16 protein-coding genes are annotated in these 15543 nt (G+C 60.0%); 7 read left to right on the top strand and 9 right to left on the bottom strand.

Annotated features, from left to right (window positions below; translation table 11 throughout):
• The first annotated feature begins 2 nt into the window (after nucleotides 1–2).
• Genes JIO00_RS13075 through fabI form a run of 4 tightly spaced genes read left to right on the top strand, consistent with a single transcriptional unit; the run spans nucleotide 3 to nucleotide 4525 of the window.
• The gene (locus tag JIO00_RS13075) at nucleotides 3–1076 is read left to right on the top strand and encodes a microcin C ABC transporter permease YejB (protein WP_010459785.1); all 1074 of its coding nucleotides are present in this window, start codon (nucleotides 3–5) and stop codon (nucleotides 1074–1076) included.
• A 1-nt stretch (nucleotide 1077) separates the two neighbouring features.
• Entirely contained in the window at nucleotides 1078–2097 is a 1020-nt protein-coding gene (locus JIO00_RS13070; protein WP_010459784.1) for an ABC transporter permease, read from the top strand.
• Between the two features lies 1 nt (nucleotide 2098).
• Nucleotides 2099–3709 (top strand): ABC transporter ATP-binding protein, encoded by a 1611-nt coding sequence (locus JIO00_RS13065; protein ID WP_200668428.1) that lies wholly within the window; start codon nucleotides 2099–2101, stop codon nucleotides 3707–3709.
• A gap of 21 nt (nucleotides 3710–3730) precedes the next feature.
• Nucleotides 3731–4525, top strand: a complete 795-nt coding sequence (gene fabI / locus JIO00_RS13060) for an enoyl-ACP reductase FabI (protein WP_077749640.1) — start codon at nucleotides 3731–3733, stop codon at nucleotides 4523–4525.
• Between the two features lie 203 nt (nucleotides 4526–4728).
• On the opposite strand, the gene JIO00_RS13055 is transcribed toward fabI, so the two are convergent.
• Together JIO00_RS13055 and JIO00_RS13050 are read right to left on the bottom strand one after the other, a co-directional pair.
• Nucleotides 4729–5940: a hypothetical protein gene (locus JIO00_RS13055; protein ID WP_200668426.1), complete on the bottom strand. Its 1212-nt coding sequence runs from the start codon at nucleotides 5938–5940 to the stop codon at nucleotides 4729–4731.
• Between the two features lie 195 nt (nucleotides 5941–6135).
• Nucleotides 6136–7002: a LysR family transcriptional regulator gene (locus JIO00_RS13050; RefSeq protein WP_200668424.1), complete on the bottom strand. Its 867-nt coding sequence runs from the start codon at nucleotides 7000–7002 to the stop codon at nucleotides 6136–6138.
• Nucleotides 7003–7116: 114 nt separating this feature from the next.
• Between JIO00_RS13050 and JIO00_RS13045 the strand changes: the two genes are divergently transcribed.
• Nucleotides 7117–7542: a VOC family protein gene (locus JIO00_RS13045; protein ID WP_200668422.1), complete on the top strand. Its 426-nt coding sequence runs from the start codon at nucleotides 7117–7119 to the stop codon at nucleotides 7540–7542.
• Nucleotides 7539–8816, top strand: coding sequence for an amidase (locus JIO00_RS13040; protein ID WP_145310173.1), 1278 nt, complete (start codon nucleotides 7539–7541; stop codon nucleotides 8814–8816). The genes JIO00_RS13045 and JIO00_RS13040 overlap by 4 nt, the downstream gene beginning before the upstream one ends.
• On the opposite strand, the gene JIO00_RS13035 is transcribed toward JIO00_RS13040, so the two are convergent.
• From JIO00_RS13035 to JIO00_RS13015, 5 genes are all read right to left on the bottom strand, one after another.
• Nucleotides 8807–9400 (bottom strand): GGDEF domain-containing protein, encoded by a 594-nt coding sequence (locus JIO00_RS13035; RefSeq protein WP_200668420.1) that lies wholly within the window; start codon nucleotides 9398–9400, stop codon nucleotides 8807–8809. The two genes, JIO00_RS13040 and JIO00_RS13035, sit on opposite strands and share 10 nt — an antisense overlap.
• 74 nt (nucleotides 9401–9474) lie before the next feature.
• A complete protein-coding gene (locus tag JIO00_RS13030; RefSeq protein WP_010459768.1) occupies nucleotides 9475–10053 on the bottom strand; it encodes a hypothetical protein in 579 nt (192 codons plus the stop codon).
• A 1-nt stretch (nucleotide 10054) separates the two neighbouring features.
• On the bottom strand, nucleotides 10055–12223 hold the full coding sequence (locus JIO00_RS13025) for a xanthine dehydrogenase family protein molybdopterin-binding subunit (protein WP_200668418.1): 2169 nt from the start codon (nucleotides 12221–12223) through the stop codon (nucleotides 10055–10057).
• Between the two features lie 24 nt (nucleotides 12224–12247).
• Nucleotides 12248–12703, bottom strand: coding sequence for a (2Fe-2S)-binding protein (locus JIO00_RS13020; protein WP_200668416.1), 456 nt, complete (start codon nucleotides 12701–12703; stop codon nucleotides 12248–12250).
• A gap of 382 nt (nucleotides 12704–13085) precedes the next feature.
• Nucleotides 13086–13931, bottom strand: a complete 846-nt coding sequence (locus JIO00_RS13015; protein WP_200668414.1) for an oxidoreductase — start codon at nucleotides 13929–13931, stop codon at nucleotides 13086–13088.
• Between the two features lie 113 nt (nucleotides 13932–14044).
• Between JIO00_RS13015 and JIO00_RS13010 the strand changes: the two genes are divergently transcribed.
• Nucleotides 14045–14962, top strand: coding sequence for a LysR family transcriptional regulator (locus tag JIO00_RS13010; protein ID WP_234452955.1), 918 nt, complete (start codon nucleotides 14045–14047; stop codon nucleotides 14960–14962).
• On the opposite strand, the gene JIO00_RS13005 is transcribed toward JIO00_RS13010, so the two are convergent.
• Together JIO00_RS13005 and JIO00_RS13000 are read right to left on the bottom strand one after the other, a co-directional pair.
• A complete protein-coding gene (locus JIO00_RS13005) occupies nucleotides 14959–15153 on the bottom strand; it encodes an NnrS family protein (RefSeq protein WP_200668410.1) in 195 nt (64 codons plus the stop codon). The two genes, JIO00_RS13010 and JIO00_RS13005, sit on opposite strands and share 4 nt — an antisense overlap.
• Entirely contained in the window at nucleotides 15153–15401 is a 249-nt protein-coding gene (locus JIO00_RS13000; RefSeq protein ID WP_077750507.1) for a transmembrane sensor/regulator PpyR, read from the bottom strand. Before JIO00_RS13000 ends, JIO00_RS13005 begins: the two co-directional genes overlap by 1 nt.
• Between the last annotated feature and the right edge of the window lie 142 nt (nucleotides 15402–15543).

Genomic DNA, 15543 nt, shown 5'->3' with positions numbered 1-15543 from the left:
AGATGCTGGCGTATATTTTTCGGCGACTGCTGCTGATCATCCCGACCTTGCTCGGCATTCTGCTGATCAACTTCGTGATCATCCAGGCCGCCCCCGGTGGGCCGGTGGAGCAGATGATCGCCAAGCTCGAAGGCTTCGAAGGCGCCACCAGCCGCATTGCCGGCGGCGGTGCCGAAGTCTCGGTGGCCGGCTCGGCCTATCGCGGCGCGCAGGGCCTGGACCCGATGCTGGTCAAGGAAATCGAGCACATGTACGGCTTCGACAAATCGGCGCCGGAACGCTTGTGGATCATGATCAAGAACTACGCCACCCTGGACTTCGGCGACAGTTTCTTCCGCGACGCCAAGGTCATCGACCTGATCAAGGAAAAGATGCCGGTGTCGATCTCGCTCGGGCTGTGGAGCACGCTGATCATGTACCTGGTGTCGATCCCGCTGGGGATCGCCAAGGCAACGCGACACGGCAGCCACTTTGACGTCTGGACCAGTTCGCTGATCATCGTCGGTTACGCGATCCCGGCGTTCCTGTTTGCGATCCTGCTGATCGTGGTGTTTGCCGGCGGCAGCTACCTGGACTGGTTCCCGCTCAGGGGACTGACGTCGAACAACTTTGATGAGCTGAGCACCGGCGGCAAGATTCTCGATTACTTCTGGCACCTGGCATTGCCGGTGACCGCGCTGGTGATCGGCAACTTCGCGACCATGACCCTGCTGACCAAAAACAGCTTCCTCGACGAAATCAACAAGCAGTACGTGGTCACTGCCAAGGCCAAGGGCCTGACCAATCACCGTGTGCTTTACGGTCATGTGTTCCGCAATGCGATGCTGCTGGTGATCGCCGGCTTCCCGTCGGCGTTTATCGGGATCTTCTTCACCGGCTCGCTGCTGGTGGAAGTGATCTTCTCCCTGGACGGTCTCGGTTTGATGAGTTTCGAGGCGGCGATCAACCGCGATTACCCGGTGGTGTTCGGCACGCTGTTTATCTTCACGTTGCTGGGGCTGGTGGTGAAACTGATTGGCGATTTGACGTACACCTTTGTCGATCCGCGCATCGACTTCGAAAGCCGGGAGCATTGAGATGAATCTGTCCCCGCTCAATCGCCGGCGTTTTGAACTGTTCAAGGCCAACAAGCGTGGCTGGTGGTCGCTGTGGCTGTTTCTGGTGCTGTTCGGCCTGAGCCTCGGCGCCGAACTGATTGCCAACGACAAACCGCTGGTGGTGCATTACGACAACGGCTGGTATTTCCCGGCGCTCAAGCGCTACCCGGAAACCGCGTTCGGCGGCGAATTTCCGCTGGAGGCCAACTACAAGAGCCCGTACATCCGTGAATTGCTCAAGGCCAAGGATGCCTGGGTGCTGTGGGCGCCGATCCCCTACAGCTACCAAAGCATCAATTACGATCTGAAAGTCCCGGCGCCGGCGCCACCTTCGGCCGACAACCTGCTGGGCACCGACGATCAGGGCCGCGATGTGTTGGCGCGGGTGATTTACGGCTTCCGGATTTCGGTACTGTTTGCCCTGACGCTGACCATTCTCAGTTCGATCATCGGTGTGATCGCCGGGGCCTTACAGGGGTTCTATGGCGGCTGGGTGGATCTGGCCGGGCAGCGTTTCCTGGAAATCTGGTCCGGGCTGCCGGTGTTGTATTTGCTGATCATTCTCGCCAGTTTCGTGCAGCCGAACTTCTGGTGGCTGCTGGGCATCATGCTGCTGTTCTCGTGGATGAGCCTGGTGGACGTGGTGCGCGCCGAGTTCCTGCGCGGGCGTAACCTGGAATATGTGCGCGCGGCCCGGGCGCTGGGGATGCAGAATGGCGCGATCATGTTCCGCCACATCCTGCCCAACGCCATGGTTTCGACCATGACCTTCATGCCGTTCATTTTGACCGGCGCCATCGGCACCCTGACCGCCCTCGACTTCCTGGGCTTCGGTTTGCCGCCGGGTGCGCCGTCCTTGGGTGAACTGGTGGCCCAGGGCAAATCCAACCTGCAAGCACCTTGGCTGGGCATGAGCGCGTTTGCCGTGTTGGCATTGATGTTGAGTTTGCTGGTGTTCATCGGCGAGTCCGCTCGCGATGCCTTCGACCCGAGGAAGTGAAATGAATCAGGACAATCTGATCGAAGTGCGCAACCTGGCCGTCGAATTCGTCGTCGGCGATCACTGCCAGCGGGTGGTGGAAGGCGTCAGCTTCGACATCAAGCGCGGCGAAACCCTGGCTCTGGTTGGCGAAAGCGGCTCAGGCAAATCGGTGACCGCGCATTCGATCCTGCGACTGCTGCCCTACCCGCTCGCCCGGCATCCGTCCGGGACCATCGAGTATTCGGGGCAAGACCTGCTGAGTCTGAAAGAGAAAACCATCCGCCACATCCGCGGCAACCGGATCGCGATGATCTTCCAGGAACCGATGACCTCGCTCAATCCGCTGCACTCGATCGAGAAGCAGATCAACGAGGTGCTGGGTATTCACAAGGGCCTTGTCGGCAAAGTGGCGACCAGGCGCACCCTGGAATTGCTGGAAATGGTCGGCATTCCTGAACCGCACAAGCGCCTCAAGGCTTTACCCCACGAGTTGTCCGGTGGCCAGCGCCAGCGGGTGATGATTGCCATGGCCCTGGCCAACGAGCCGGAACTGCTGATTGCCGACGAGCCAACCACCGCGCTGGACGTGACCGTTCAGCTGAAAATCCTCGAATTGCTCAAGGAATTGCAGGCCCGCCTGGGCATGGCCTTGCTACTGATCAGTCACGATTTGAACCTTGTACGAAGAATTGCGCATCGCGTATGTGTCATGCAGCGCGGTTGCATCGTCGAACAGGCATCGTGCAAAGAGTTGTTCCGCGCGCCGCAGCATCCGTACACTCGGGAACTGCTGGCAGCGGAGCCCAGCGGTACGCCTGCGACCAACGTGATTGGCCCGCCGCTGCTGCAGGTCGAGGACCTGAAAGTCTGGTTCCCGATCAAGAAAGGCTTTCTGAAAAAGACCGTTGACCACATCAAAGCGGTGGACGGGATCAATTTCAGCCTGCCTCAGGGCCAGACCCTGGGGATTGTGGGAGAAAGCGGTTCGGGCAAGTCGACACTGGGTTTGGCGATTTTGCGGCTGATCGGCAGCAAAGGCGCCATCCGGTTTGAAGGCAAGCAGCTAGACTGCCTGACGCAGGCCGAGGTTCGGCCGTTGCGCCGGGAGATGCAGGTGGTGTTTCAGGACCCGTTTGGCAGCCTGAGCCCACGGATGTGCGTGAGCCAGATCGTCGGCGAAGGCCTGCGGATCCACAAGATGGGCACCGAGGCGGAACAGGAACAAGCGATTATTGCGGCATTGAAGGAGGTAGGCCTGGACCCGGAAACCCGGAACCGCTACCCCCACGAATTTTCCGGTGGGCAGCGGCAGAGAATCGCCATTGCCCGGGCATTAGTGCTAAAACCGGCGTTGATTTTGCTGGACGAGCCGACATCGGCCCTCGACCGCACCGTGCAACGCCAAGTGGTGGAGCTGCTGCGTTCACTGCAAACCAAGTACAACCTGACGTATCTGTTTATCAGCCATGACCTGGCTGTCGTCAAGGCGCTGAGCCACCAGCTGATGGTGGTCAAGCAGGGCCAAGTGGTCGAACAGGGAGACGCGCAAAGTATCTTTGCCGCCCCCCAACATCCGTATACACAGCAGTTGCTGGAAGCCGCTTTCCTGGCTCCGGCCACTGCGCAATAACCTGAAAGAGAGGAGCAACACATGGGTTTTCTCGCCGGTAAGCGCGTACTGATCGTCGGTGTCGCCAGCAAGCTGTCCATCGCATCCGGCATCGCTGCCGCCATGCATCGCGAGGGCGCTGAGCTTGCCTTCACTTATCAGAACGACAAACTCAAGGGTCGTGTCGAAGAGTTCGCACAAAGCTGGGGTTCCAACCCTGACCTGTGCTTCCCGTGCGACGTGGCCAGCGATGAAGAAATCGCCAAGGTTTTCGTTGAGCTGAGCAAGAAGTGGGACGGACTGGATTGCATCGTGCACTCCGTCGGCTTCGCCCCGGGCGACCAACTGGACGGCGACTTCACCGAAGCCACCACCCGTGAAGGTTTCCGCATCGCTCACGACATCAGCGCCTACAGCTTCGTGGCCCTGGCCAAAGCTGGCCGCGAAATGATGAAAGGCCGCAATGGCAGCCTGCTGACCCTGTCGTACCTGGGTGCCGAGCGCACCATGCCGAACTACAACGTAATGGGCATGGCCAAGGCTTCGCTGGAAGCCGGCGTGCGTTACCTGGCCGGCTCCCTGGGCCCGGACGGCACCCGCGTCAACTGCGTATCGGCTGGCCCGATCCGCACCCTCGCCGCTTCCGGCATCAAGAACTTCCGCAAGATGCTGGCCGCCAACGAAGCGCAAACCCCGCTGCGTCGCAACGTCACCATCGACGAAGTCGGCAACGCCGGCGCCTTCCTGTGCTCGGACCTGGCGTCCGGCATCAGCGGCGAAATCATGTATGTAGACGGTGGCTTCAACACCACTGCGATGGGTAGCCTGGAAGAGTGATCTTCTGCTAGCCAATAAGAAACCCGCCTCGTCTGGCGGGTTTTTTATGCCTGCATTATCAAGCCCGACGCAAATCCCCTGTGGGAGCGAGCCTGCTCGCGATTGCGGTCTGACATTCAGTATTGATGTTGACTGACACACTGCAATCGCGAGCAGGCTCGCTCCCACAAGGATTTGTGGCTTGCGTGGTCGTAAAGACGCTATCAGCTCAGGATACCCAAGACTTTCGGACCTTGAGCTTCACTTGAGTCCAGATTAACCGCGAGGATGAGTCGATTGCCGGTGCGCTGGACAATAATGTCATTCACCCGGCCAGCTTGCTGTCGAACCACCCCAGAATCACCGAAAGAAGTGTCTAGCTCACCGCCCTCGGTGGTACGCAGCCAGTACAGGTTTTGCACAGGAAAATTCTCACTCCCTGCGACCACGATTTTTTTATCCGGCTGTACGGTGATGGACGGGATGTTTATAAAGCCGGAACCCAGATCAACCACCAACGGCGCTCCATTGTTAAAGGTCTTATCCGAGGTGCCATCACCCAATACCCGTTGCACGGAAACATAACGGTTGCCATCGTTATTAATCGACGTGACAGCGGCGATGATTATCTTGTCATCATCCACCACCATCGAGCCAAAACCAGCGTAGCTTTTGTCTTCCCAAAATCCGTCAATGCCGAAGGTTTTGTTCAACGTGCCGTCTCGGTTGTAGCAAGCCAAGACCGCGTTCGGCACTGATGTGCCTGATGCCGGGCGGTCAACAATCCCAAACACAACGCTGCGCCCGTCTGACAGGACGCCGATACTATGAATCGTTGTAATCGGCCCCTTGAATCTGACTTCAAATCCAGTGTCGGGATGACCTTGGTCATCCAGGGTGTATACCCTACCTGCCGAATCGATAGTTGTGCCCTCGCTGTCCGCCAATTGGTAACTTGCGGCCACTAACACATGGTTGTCAGCAGTGAGGCATCCCGTAGGTCCGAATGTCTGCAAACCCTGCTCCGGAGGGACGGGGTCTACGGGTAAAGGCAGCATTTTTGTGCCAAAGACTAAATCAGGACTTCCTCCCTCGTTGAATCGCGTGATCGCAGCCTGCCGGATAAAGGGCTCATTACCCGAGTTACCAATCAAGAGGAATTTGCCGTCTCTTCGAGCAAGTAAACGTGTGAAACTTTCGAATTGGCCTTTGGCGAAGTCCCACGCGAACGGTTTGAAGGTCGGATCGGAAGTGCCATCAGCCATGGCCCGATAAACCCATGAGACACGGCCTGTTTGAGCCACGTAAAGAAGTTTGCCGGCAGATGTTTCAACGACACACTGAGACGAACCTTGGGGAATATTGATCATACCGTTGTCAGCAAATCCCACATCCAGGTCACCTGGTGCTTGCTGCGTGTTGGCTTGCGCTGTCATGCCGTTATCCTCCTGAAGTAAGGGCTCCATGCAATCAGGGGAATGCCAACAAACATCCATCCCGACAGCCAGATCCGTTTGACAGCGCCACCCTAATGCGAAAGCCGACACGCATATCACTGTCATAAATAACAGTCTTACTGTCTTCAAGAGCCAAAATTCATTCTTTACAGCACATACACTGCCACGCCTGCGTTAGCCGGCAGGTTGCGCCAGGCACTTGGCAAACAACAGCTGGATCGGCTGCGTGCGTTGGCTGTAGCGCTGCAACAAGACAATCTCCCGATAAAACGTCAGCTCGCCCAGCGCGATGATCCTGACCTTCGCCCCATGTTCAAGCCATAACCCGGCCTCGGGCAGCAGTGAAACACCAAACCCGCATTCAACCATTTTCACAATGGCTTCCAGCTCATCCATCTCCATCGCCACGTGCACATCAATCTGCTGTTCACGCAAAAATCGCGTAATCAGGCGCCCTCCGAATGAGTTACGGTCGTACCGCACGTGCGGCTGGCTCGCGAGGATCTGCAGCGGATCATCGCCCTCAAGATCCATCGGCACGATCAATACAAACGGTTCCCGGCGAATCACCTGCGCCGACAGCTCCTTGGGCAGTTCGAAGGGCGGCTTGATCAATATCGCCAGATCCACCTCACCCGTATCAACCTGACTCAGCAGGCTCAACGACACGCCCGGCACCAGTTTCGGTTCCAGCAGCGGTGCCTGCTCCCTCAAGCGCAAAAATGCCTTAGGCAACAACCCGGTCTGGACCGTGGCCACCGCACCGATTTTCAACTCGCCACGGTACTCGCTGACGTCCTCACTGACGCCCATCCGGCTAAACGTGTCGAGGATCTGCTGTGCCATCGGCAATGCCCGTTGCCCTGCGGCATTCAGAATCGCCTGTCGCCCGGTGCGATCGAACAGGCGGATGCCCAGCGCCTTTTCCAGGTTGCGCATCTGCGCGCTGACCGCCGACTGCGTCAGACCGATGTGCATGCCGGCGGCGGCGAATGTGCCGTAGCGTGTGACGGCGACGAAGGTTTTCAATTCGCGCAGCATTGGACTTCTCGATTGATCGAAATAATTTGAGCTCGACGCAAAAACTATCGTCTTTCAATCAAAAATCATAGCGCTAAACTCAGCCTCATCTCCTGACAATCCGAGGCGAATCCGATGCAACTCTCCCCTTTTCACTTGGCTGTACCGGTTTACGATCTGGCCGCTGCCCGGCGTTTCTATGGCGAAGTCTTCGGTCTTGAAGAAGGCCGTTCCAGCGAGCATTGGGTCGACTTCAACTTTTTCGGCCATCAACTGGTGATACACCTGGCACCGAAAAACGCTTCACAGGAAGCGGCGCACACCAATGCCGTGGACGGTCATGACGTACCGGTACCGCATTTCGGTGTGGTGCTGGGGATGGCGGAATGGGAGGCGCTGGCCGAGCGTTTGAAACGCCTTGGGACACGCTTCGTGATCGAGCCAGGCATCCGCTTTCAGGGATTGGTGGGCGAGCAGTCCACGATGTTTCTCTTCGACCCTTGCGGCAACGCGTTGGAGTTCAAGGCATTTAAAAACATCAGCCAGTTGTTCGCCAAATGAACCGCCCAGCCCTTGACGCGACCACCCTCAGTGAAGCGGTAGTCAATGGCGATACGACCGCTGCCGCCATCGCCGAATCCTTTCTTGAGTGCATTCAGGCGCGGGAGCCGGAGATTCAGGCGTTCGTCTCGTTCGACGACCGGCAGGTGCGTGCCGATGCTGCGCAGATCACCGGACGCGGCCTGCTGGCCGGCGTCCCCGTCGGCATCAAGGACATCTTCGACACGGCCGCCTACCCCACGCAATTCTTCTCACCCATCTACGCCGACCATCAACCGTCCCGGGATGCCCACGTCGTGACGCTGCTGCGCCAGGCCGGGGCGCTGATCATGGGCAAGACCCACACCACCGAATTTGCCTACATGCACACTGGCCCGACCCGAAATCCTCACGATCTCGCTCGCACGCCGGGCAGCTCCAGCGCGGGTTCGGCGGCGGGGATGGCAGCGGGTTTCTTTGCGGTGGCGCTGGGCACCCAAACAGCGGGCTCGTTGCTCAAGCCGGCGTCCTATTGCGGTCTCTTCGCCTACAAACCGTCCCTGGGACTGGTGTCGCTGGAAGGTGTAAAGCCGCTGGCGCCGAGCTTCGACACCGTGGGCTGGTATGGACGATCGGTGCGCGATCTGCACCTTGTGGCGCGGGTGTTGATTCCCGGTTTTGTAGTGCCTGACGTTGAGCGGCGTCCACTGCGGCTGGGTTTCTGCCGCACCTCACGCTGGGATCAGGTAGACGCCGAGGTGGCCTGCGCTCTGGAGCAGGCCACGGATCAGTTGCGCAGCGCCGGCCATTATGTGAGCGAACTGGAACTGCCCGATGAGTTTGCCGCAGTGTTCGACGACCATCAGCTGATCAACGATTGCGAAGGTGCCCGCTCGCTGGCCAAGGAATTCCAACGCCATCGTGCTCAACTGAGCCCATCGACACTGGCCATGTTCGAGCGAGCGGCGGCAACAACCTGGGAGCAGGAATCCGCTGCCAAGGCGCGCCTGGCCACCCTTGCGCCCCGTTTGAATGAGCTTTGCCAACCGTTCGACGCCATGCTCGGCGCCTCCTGCGGGATGGTCGCGCCGATGGGCCTGGAAAGCACCGGACCGTCGGATTTCATCAAGTTCTGGGGGGCGTTTGGCTGGCCGCAGGTGAACGTACCGCTGGTGCGCGCCCACCCCATGTTGCCGGTCGGGCTACAGATCATCGGGAAGTTCAGGGACGATGGCCGGCTGTTGCGAACGGCCGCCTACGTTGCCGCAGCGTTGCAAGGCGCCGCTCAGCAATGATCCGTGTCGTGCATCGCCTTATCGGCCAGGGTCAACACGTCTTCCGCTGTCGGGTTTAGCCGAGCATCAAACTCGACCTGGCCAATGCTGAAGTGAATGGCAAAACTGCGATTCGCCGTGGCATTGCGCTCGGCGAGTATTTCTTCGAGCCGGGCCTTGATCGAGGACAGCTCGACAACGCTTGCACCCGTCAACAGGGCGACAAACTCATCGTTGCCCAGTCGACCAATCACATCGCTTTCGCGAAAGGCGATACGCAGCACGTCAGCGAAGGTCTTCAGGGCGTGATCACCCTCGGCGCGCCCGTATAGATAGTTGATTCGCTTGAAGTTATCGAGGTCGAAAAACAGCAGCGTCGCCGGCAGCCCCAGTTGCTGGCAGGCGTCCATCCCCTGTTGGGCCAGCGCTGTAAAACCGTGGCGGTTGGGCAGCAGCGTCAACTCGTCCATGCTCGCCATCTGCACGCCCATCAGTTCTTGCTCGGCCTTGCGGGCCAGGTCACGCAACAGCTCACGCTCCTGCAGTGGCGAACGTAACGGGTCTGTACAAGCACCGCGCTTGACCGGTTTGCCTGGGATCAGCATGACTCACTCCATTGGCGGGTATGTACTTTAGAGTCGTGCATACCCGGTTTGACTCCCTGTTAACGGACCGCCGGTCAACTGCCCTGCACCGGACACGGGCCTCCAGCGGTCGCCCACAGCTTGAATTGGGTGACGAAAATGTCGTGCGGCACCGGCACCGGCGCCCTTCCCTCACCCGGATTCCAGCCCCAGAGCACCAGTTTGTCCTCGGTGACGTGCTTGATCAGGGCCGCGAAATCACGGTCACCATTACTGGAGCGATCCTTGATCATCGCGCACAACTGGTCGGCCGGCAGCCCGATCCAGGCCATCTTGTGCGCCGCGGGCGGCAAGCTCCAGTGCGGCGCCCCCGGTGGTGTATGCGGCCCGTAGCTGGCGGGCGGATTGGCCTCGGCGTGACAGGTCGCGCAGGGCAAACCCGCTGCGCCCTTGCCGTCCATCCCGCGCACTACGCTCATGGCGTGGGGGATGCCTGCATCGAACTGCAACGGCGAATCGCCCGGGATATGACAGTTCTGGCAACGCGGACTTTGAAAGACCTTCTGCACCGTATCAAACGCCTTGATCGCTTCCTTATCGTCAGCAAACAGGTGCTCGGCATAGCTGACCAAGCCGATCAACACCACCGTCCCCAGAATCAGATGTCGTCTCATCTCACACCCCCGACAGTTGCAACGGCAGTTCCCGCAAGCGCTGCCCGGTCAGGGCGAACACCGCGTTGGCCACTGCCGGCGCCGTGGGTGGGACGCCGGCTTCGCCAATACCGCCGGACCGTTCAGTGCTCGGCACGATATGCACTTCGACCACAGGCATTTCGTTGAGCCGCAGCACCTGATAGTCGTGGTAATTGGATTGCACCACCTGGCCGTCCTTGAACGTCAGTTTGCTGTGCAAGGTAAAGCCGAGGCCGAAGGTGATGCAGGACTCCATCTGCGCCGCGATGCTCATCGGGTTGACCGCAATCCCGCAGTCCACCGCGCACACCACCCGGTGCACGCGGATTTTCAGGTCGTCCTGGGACACCTCAGCGACCTGCGCGATGTAACTGCCGAAAGACTCATGCACCGCCACACCCAAGGCATGGCCGTCCGGCAGTTCCGCCTTCCAGTTGGCTTTTTCGACGGCGAGGTTCAACACGCCCAAATGTCGCGGATGCGCCTTGAGCAAGGTTCGTCGGTAATCCACCGGATCCTTGCCAGCCGCCTCCGCCAGTTCATCAATCAACGACTCCATGACAAACGCCGTGTGGCTGTGCCCCACCGAACGCAGCCACAACACGCTGATGCCGGTAGTCGGCGAGTGCAGTTCCACCTGGTGATTGGCCAGGTCTTCAAGGTACGGGCTGTCGGCAACGCCTTCGACCGAGGTCTTGTCGATACCGTCCTTGACCATCGTCGCCTCCATCATGGTGCCGGCCATGATCGACTGACCGACCATCACATGCTTCCAGGCCACAGGCATGCCGCCAGCATCCAGGCCGATCCGTGCCTGATGCAGGAACGCCGAGCGGTAATAACCGCCGCGGACGTCATCCTCCCGGGACCAGACGGTTTTCACCGGCCCGCCTGCCGCCTTGGCGACCTGCACGGCTTCAGCGACAAAGTCCGAGGTCGGATTGGCCCGACGACCGAAGCCGCCGCCGAGGAATTCGGTGTGGATTTCAACCTGCTCAGGTTTGAGCCCGGTGATCTTGCCCGCGATCATTTGATCCAGGGTCTGGAACTGCGTGCCGGTCCAGATCTCGCACTTGTCCTTGCTGATTTTCACCGTGCAATTGAGCGGCTCCATCGGCGCATGGGCCAGGTACGGCACGCTGTATTCGACATCGACGGTCTTGGCCGCCTTGCCCAGCGCGGCGGCGGTATCGCCGGCTTTGCTGGCCGAGACGCCAGGCGTGGTTGCGAGTTTGCGGAAGCTTTCCAGCAATTTCTGGCTGTCGAGGCCGGCATTCGGCCCCAGGTCCCACTCGACCTTCAGCGCATCGCGCCCCAGCTTCGCCGCCCAGTAATGGTCGGCAATCACCGCCACGCCGGTGGGCACCTGCACCACTTTATGCACGCCCGGCACGGCCAGCGCTTCGGCGCCTTCGAAAGATTTGACGCTGCCGCCAAACACGGGTGAGCGGGCGACCATGGCGGTCATCAAGCCCTCAAATTGCACGTCCATGCCGAACTTGGCCCGGCCGGTGATTTTCTCCGGGGTGTCCAGGCGCTTGGTGGGTTTGCCGATCAGTTTCCAGTCCTTGGCCTCTTTGAACTTGATCGAAGCCGGATCCGGCACCGGCAGCTTGCCGGCGTCGTCCGCCAGTTCGCCGTAGGTCGCGCGATTGTCGCCGGCAATGACCACACCTGACTCGGTGTGAATCGCCGAGGGGGCGACGTTGAAACGCTTGGCGGCTGCGTCGACCAGCATCAGACGCGCTGCCGCGCCGGCCTGGCGATAACGATCGAACTCCATCCACGTCGAAGTCGAGCCGCCGGTGATCTGCATTCCGCCGAAACCCGCCATGCCGTAGTCAGCCGCCGAGGCGGGTGAATGTTCGACGCGGATTTTCGACCAGTCGGCGTCCAGTTCTTCTGCGATCAGCATGGTGAGGCCGGTCCAGATGCCCTGGCCCATTTCCGAGTGGCCGAGCAGTACGGTGACGACGTTGTCGTTGCCGATCCGTAAAAACGCATTGGGCGCAAACACGTTGCCTTCATTCTCCGCCCCCACGGCAAAGCGATGGGCGCCGGGAATGACGAACGCCACCACCAGACCTCCGCCCAACAGCGCGCTGCCCTTGAGAAAACCGCGACGTGACACCGGGTTGATGCTGTTCATATTCAGACTCCCTTCAACGTGGCATCAACCGATCTCGGCGGCGCGTTTGACCGCGGCGCGGATCCTTGGGTAGGTGCCGCAGCGACAGATATTGCCGGAGAGCGCCTGATCGATGTCGCTGTCGGTGGGTTTGGGGATTTTCGCCAGCAGCGCGGCGGCGGACAAGATTTGCCCGGACTGGCAGTAACCGCACTGCACCACGTCGAGTTCGGCCCAGGCTTGCTGCACCGGGTGCGAACCATCCGTGGACAGGCCTTCGATGGTAAGGATTTTTTGCCCGTGGGCCACCGCGGTGGCGGGCGTGATGCACGAGCGCAGCGGCGCGCCGTCGACGTGCACGGTGCAGGCGCCACACTGGGCCATGCCGCAACCGAATTTGGTCCCGGTCAGGTGCGCGACATCGCGCAGGACCCAGAGCAGCGGCATGTCCGCGGGGACATCCAACTCCTGATCCTTGCCGTTGATATTCAGGGTCAGCATTGCGAATTTCCTCAGACTCACGGTGTTCTGAAGGGGCGTCGCTGTGACACGGAATGCCTACGCGCGCCTCCGGTTATCCCTACAGCTAAGCGCAAAATGCCGGGCGAGACCGGTTCATCGACCACCGGTCAAAAAAAGGCCACCTTGATGAGTGGCCTTTGAATGAGGTTTTGTAGTGATGGCGCTTGGATGGTTAGCGGGCTTTTGTGCCTGGTGGGCATTTGTGGCGAGGGCGCTTGCTCCCGCTCGACGGCGAAGCCGTCGCAAAACCAGCTAACACGGTTTTTCTGATGTACCGGGTTTGGAGGGCTTGGGGCCGCTTCGCAGCCAAGCGGGAGCAAGCTCCCTCGCCACAGCAGCTCCCTGGCCACAAAGATTGCGATCAGTAGTCGGTGGACACCGACACCTCGCGCCACGTCTGCAACTCATCAGCGACGAAGGCGTTCTTGGCTTCGATCGCCGCGACGCAATCACTGCCCAGCGGCAAGCGCAGCGGTGCCTTTTTCGCTTCCACCAGGATAATCATGGCCTGGGCGAGCTTGTCCGGGTCGCCCGGCTGGTTCAGGGTCACGGCCTTGGCAATTTTGCGCACCTCACCCGCCGTGCTGTCGTAGTCGGCAATCGTCGACGGGGATTCGACCAGGGAGTTGCCCTCGAGGAATTCGGTCCGGAAATATCCAGGCTCAACCACGGTGACTTTGACGCCCACAGGTGCCAACTCGGCGTGCAACGCCTCGCTCAGGCCTTCGACGGCAAACTTGGTCGAGCAATAGACGCCAAACCCCGGCCCCGACGCGTAACCACCCACCGATGACAGGTTGATCACATGCCCACTGCGGGCGGCGCGCATGTATGGCAACACGGCCCGAGTGATGTTCAGCAAACCGAAGACGTTGGTTTCGTACACACGGCGCACTTCATCGGCGCTGGCTTCTTCCACCGCGCCCAGCAAACCAAAGCCGGCGTTGTTGACCAACACATCGATGCGCCCGAAATGCTCGATGGCGGCCTTGGCGACCGCAACGCCTTGCGCTTCGTTGGTGACATCCAGGGACACGGCGAGCAACGCGGGTTGAGTGCCGAAACGTTGGGTGACGCTGCTGGCATCACGGGCGGTGGCCACCACGGCGTCGCCATTGGCCAGTGCAGCGGCCGCGATCCTGGCGCCGATACCGCGGGAAGCGCCAGTGATGAGCCAGACACGTTTGAAGGTGTGGGAAGTGGTCATGAATCGAGTTCCTTGTTCGGGTTGGGGTGAGCACAAGGTACGCAGGAAGATTGGTCTGAAAAATGCCCTCGTGTTACAAGCACTATGAAACTGTCTTTCATAATGGCGCCGATATGAATCACGATCCTTTCGATGGCTTGACCGAGTTTCTGGCGGTGGCCGAGCACAAAAGCTTCACCCTCGCCGCCACCCGGTTGGCGGTGACGCCCACGGCGGTCAGCCACGCGATCAAACTGCTCGAGCGGCGCACCGGCGTGTTGCTGTTCCAGCGCACTACGCGCCGGGTGGCGTTGACCGAGGCTGGCGCCAGCCTGTTCGCTCGCTTGCGTCCGGCGGCCAGTGAAATCGACGAAGCTTTGGCGGTGCTCAGCGGTTTTCGCGACCAACCGATGGGCACGTTGCGCATCACCGCGCCACGCCTGTCCGGCGCCTTGTTGATCGAGCCGCTGATGCCGCTGTTTCGCCAGGCTTATCCGCAGGTCAGCCTCGACATTTCATTGGACGACGCCACAGTCGACTTGATGGAAAGCGGTTTCGATGCCGGGATCCGGCTGGGAGAGTCCATCGAGAAAGACATGATCGCCGTGCGCCTGACACCGGACCTGCAATGGTCGGTGGTGGGTTCGCCAGCGTACTTCGCCAAGGCCGGCAAACCGCTCAGCCCGGAAGAGCTGACCCGGCATGCGTGCATCGGCTTCCGCTTCGCCAGCTCCGGCAGCGCGCATCGCTGGGAGTTTCGCCGCGACGGGCGAGACTTCACGGTGGGCGTCGAGAGTGGCGTGCTCGTCAATGATCGCAAGCTACTGATCAGCGCCGCCCGAAACGGGCTCGGATTAGCTTACGCCTGCAACCTGGAGATCATCGACGAGCTGGCGAACGGTCAGCTGGAGCGAGTGCTGCAGCCGTTTGTGCCGCTGAGTTCGGGGTTGTACCTGTACTTCCCCAGCCGTACCCAGACTCAACCGAAACTGCGCGCTTTCATCGACATGGCCACGCAGTGGATCGCTGATCGCGGCGGCCTTGGGCATTAGAGTCTCGGCCTCAACAGGATGCCGGTGTAGTGCATGAGAAACAGGCCGAAAGCGCCGCTCCACAGCAACGCCGAGAGTCCCAGCCCCCACCCGGAAAACGGTACCGGAAACACCCGGCTCGCACCGGCGATCGCCAGAAAGAAGGGTCGAAAGCCGAGACTGAAAAGGGGTGCAGCGGCGAGTCTGCGCATCAGGCCAACGCCCTGACCAAACCTTTACTCAACCGATGCTGGGCCAGCAGGCGCATCACGTAGCCGATCTTGAGCAAGGTCGGCCCGACGATGGTCATGGCATGCATCATCACCAGCGCCACGATTGGCACATGGCCGCCGTAGAGATACGCGCCGTAGATGCCCGCCAAAAGCAGTGCCAGACCCGCGCCCAGCACGCGACTCGACAGGTTCAGAACGTTCTGAGGATTGTTGAAGAACTCGAACATTTTTCCGTACTCCTGAAGCAGTTCAGTTGTACGTTTTACGTATCAAGTCTCATGCCAGTTTTTTAATCCTTCCAAATCAGCACCCTGAAGCGATATGAGTCATAACGACCACTCTCGTTAATGGTCTATATGACTCATATAA

Origin of the sequence: Pseudomonas sp. SW-3, assembly GCF_016615645.1 — a bacterium.
GTDB lineage: Bacteria > Pseudomonadota > Gammaproteobacteria > Pseudomonadales > Pseudomonadaceae > Aquipseudomonas > Aquipseudomonas mandelii.
This window is presented reverse-complemented; position numbering and strand designations above follow the sequence as displayed.

What these genes read in the sequence shown, in the direction of transcription:
- JIO00_RS13015 (WP_200668414.1), bottom strand. Translation starts at nt 13,931, where the DNA reads ATGACCACTTCCCACACCTTCAAACGTGTCTGGCTCATCACTGGCGCT.
- JIO00_RS13010 (WP_234452955.1), top strand. Translation starts at nt 14,045, where the DNA reads ATGAATCACGATCCTTTCGATGGCTTGACCGAGTTTCTGGCGGTGGCC.
- JIO00_RS13035 (WP_200668420.1), bottom strand. Translation starts at nt 9,400, where the DNA reads ATGCTGATCCCAGGCAAACCGGTCAAGCGCGGTGCTTGTACAGACCCG.
- JIO00_RS13005 (WP_200668410.1), bottom strand. Translation starts at nt 15,153, where the DNA reads ATGCGCAGACTCGCCGCTGCACCCCTTTTCAGTCTCGGCTTTCGACCC.
- JIO00_RS13075 (WP_010459785.1), top strand. Translation starts at nt 3, where the DNA reads ATGCTGGCGTATATTTTTCGGCGACTGCTGCTGATCATCCCGACCTTG.
- JIO00_RS13025 (WP_200668418.1), bottom strand. Translation starts at nt 12,223, where the DNA reads ATGAACAGCATCAACCCGGTGTCACGTCGCGGTTTTCTCAAGGGCAGC.
- fabI (WP_077749640.1), top strand. Translation starts at nt 3,731, where the DNA reads ATGGGTTTTCTCGCCGGTAAGCGCGTACTGATCGTCGGTGTCGCCAGC.
- JIO00_RS13040 (WP_145310173.1), top strand. Translation starts at nt 7,539, where the DNA reads ATGAACCGCCCAGCCCTTGACGCGACCACCCTCAGTGAAGCGGTAGTC.
- JIO00_RS13030 (WP_010459768.1), bottom strand. Translation starts at nt 10,053, where the DNA reads ATGAGACGACATCTGATTCTGGGGACGGTGGTGTTGATCGGCTTGGTC.
- JIO00_RS13000 (WP_077750507.1), bottom strand. Translation starts at nt 15,401, where the DNA reads ATGTTCGAGTTCTTCAACAATCCTCAGAACGTTCTGAACCTGTCGAGT.
- JIO00_RS13020 (WP_200668416.1), bottom strand. Translation starts at nt 12,703, where the DNA reads ATGCTGACCCTGAATATCAACGGCAAGGATCAGGAGTTGGATGTCCCC.
- JIO00_RS13065 (WP_200668428.1), top strand. Translation starts at nt 2,099, where the DNA reads ATGAATCAGGACAATCTGATCGAAGTGCGCAACCTGGCCGTCGAATTC.
- JIO00_RS13070 (WP_010459784.1), top strand. Translation starts at nt 1,078, where the DNA reads ATGAATCTGTCCCCGCTCAATCGCCGGCGTTTTGAACTGTTCAAGGCC.
- JIO00_RS13055 (WP_200668426.1), bottom strand. Translation starts at nt 5,940, where the DNA reads ATGACAGCGCAAGCCAACACGCAGCAAGCACCAGGTGACCTGGATGTG.
- JIO00_RS13050 (WP_200668424.1), bottom strand. Translation starts at nt 7,002, where the DNA reads ATGCTGCGCGAATTGAAAACCTTCGTCGCCGTCACACGCTACGGCACA.
- JIO00_RS13045 (WP_200668422.1), top strand. Translation starts at nt 7,117, where the DNA reads ATGCAACTCTCCCCTTTTCACTTGGCTGTACCGGTTTACGATCTGGCC.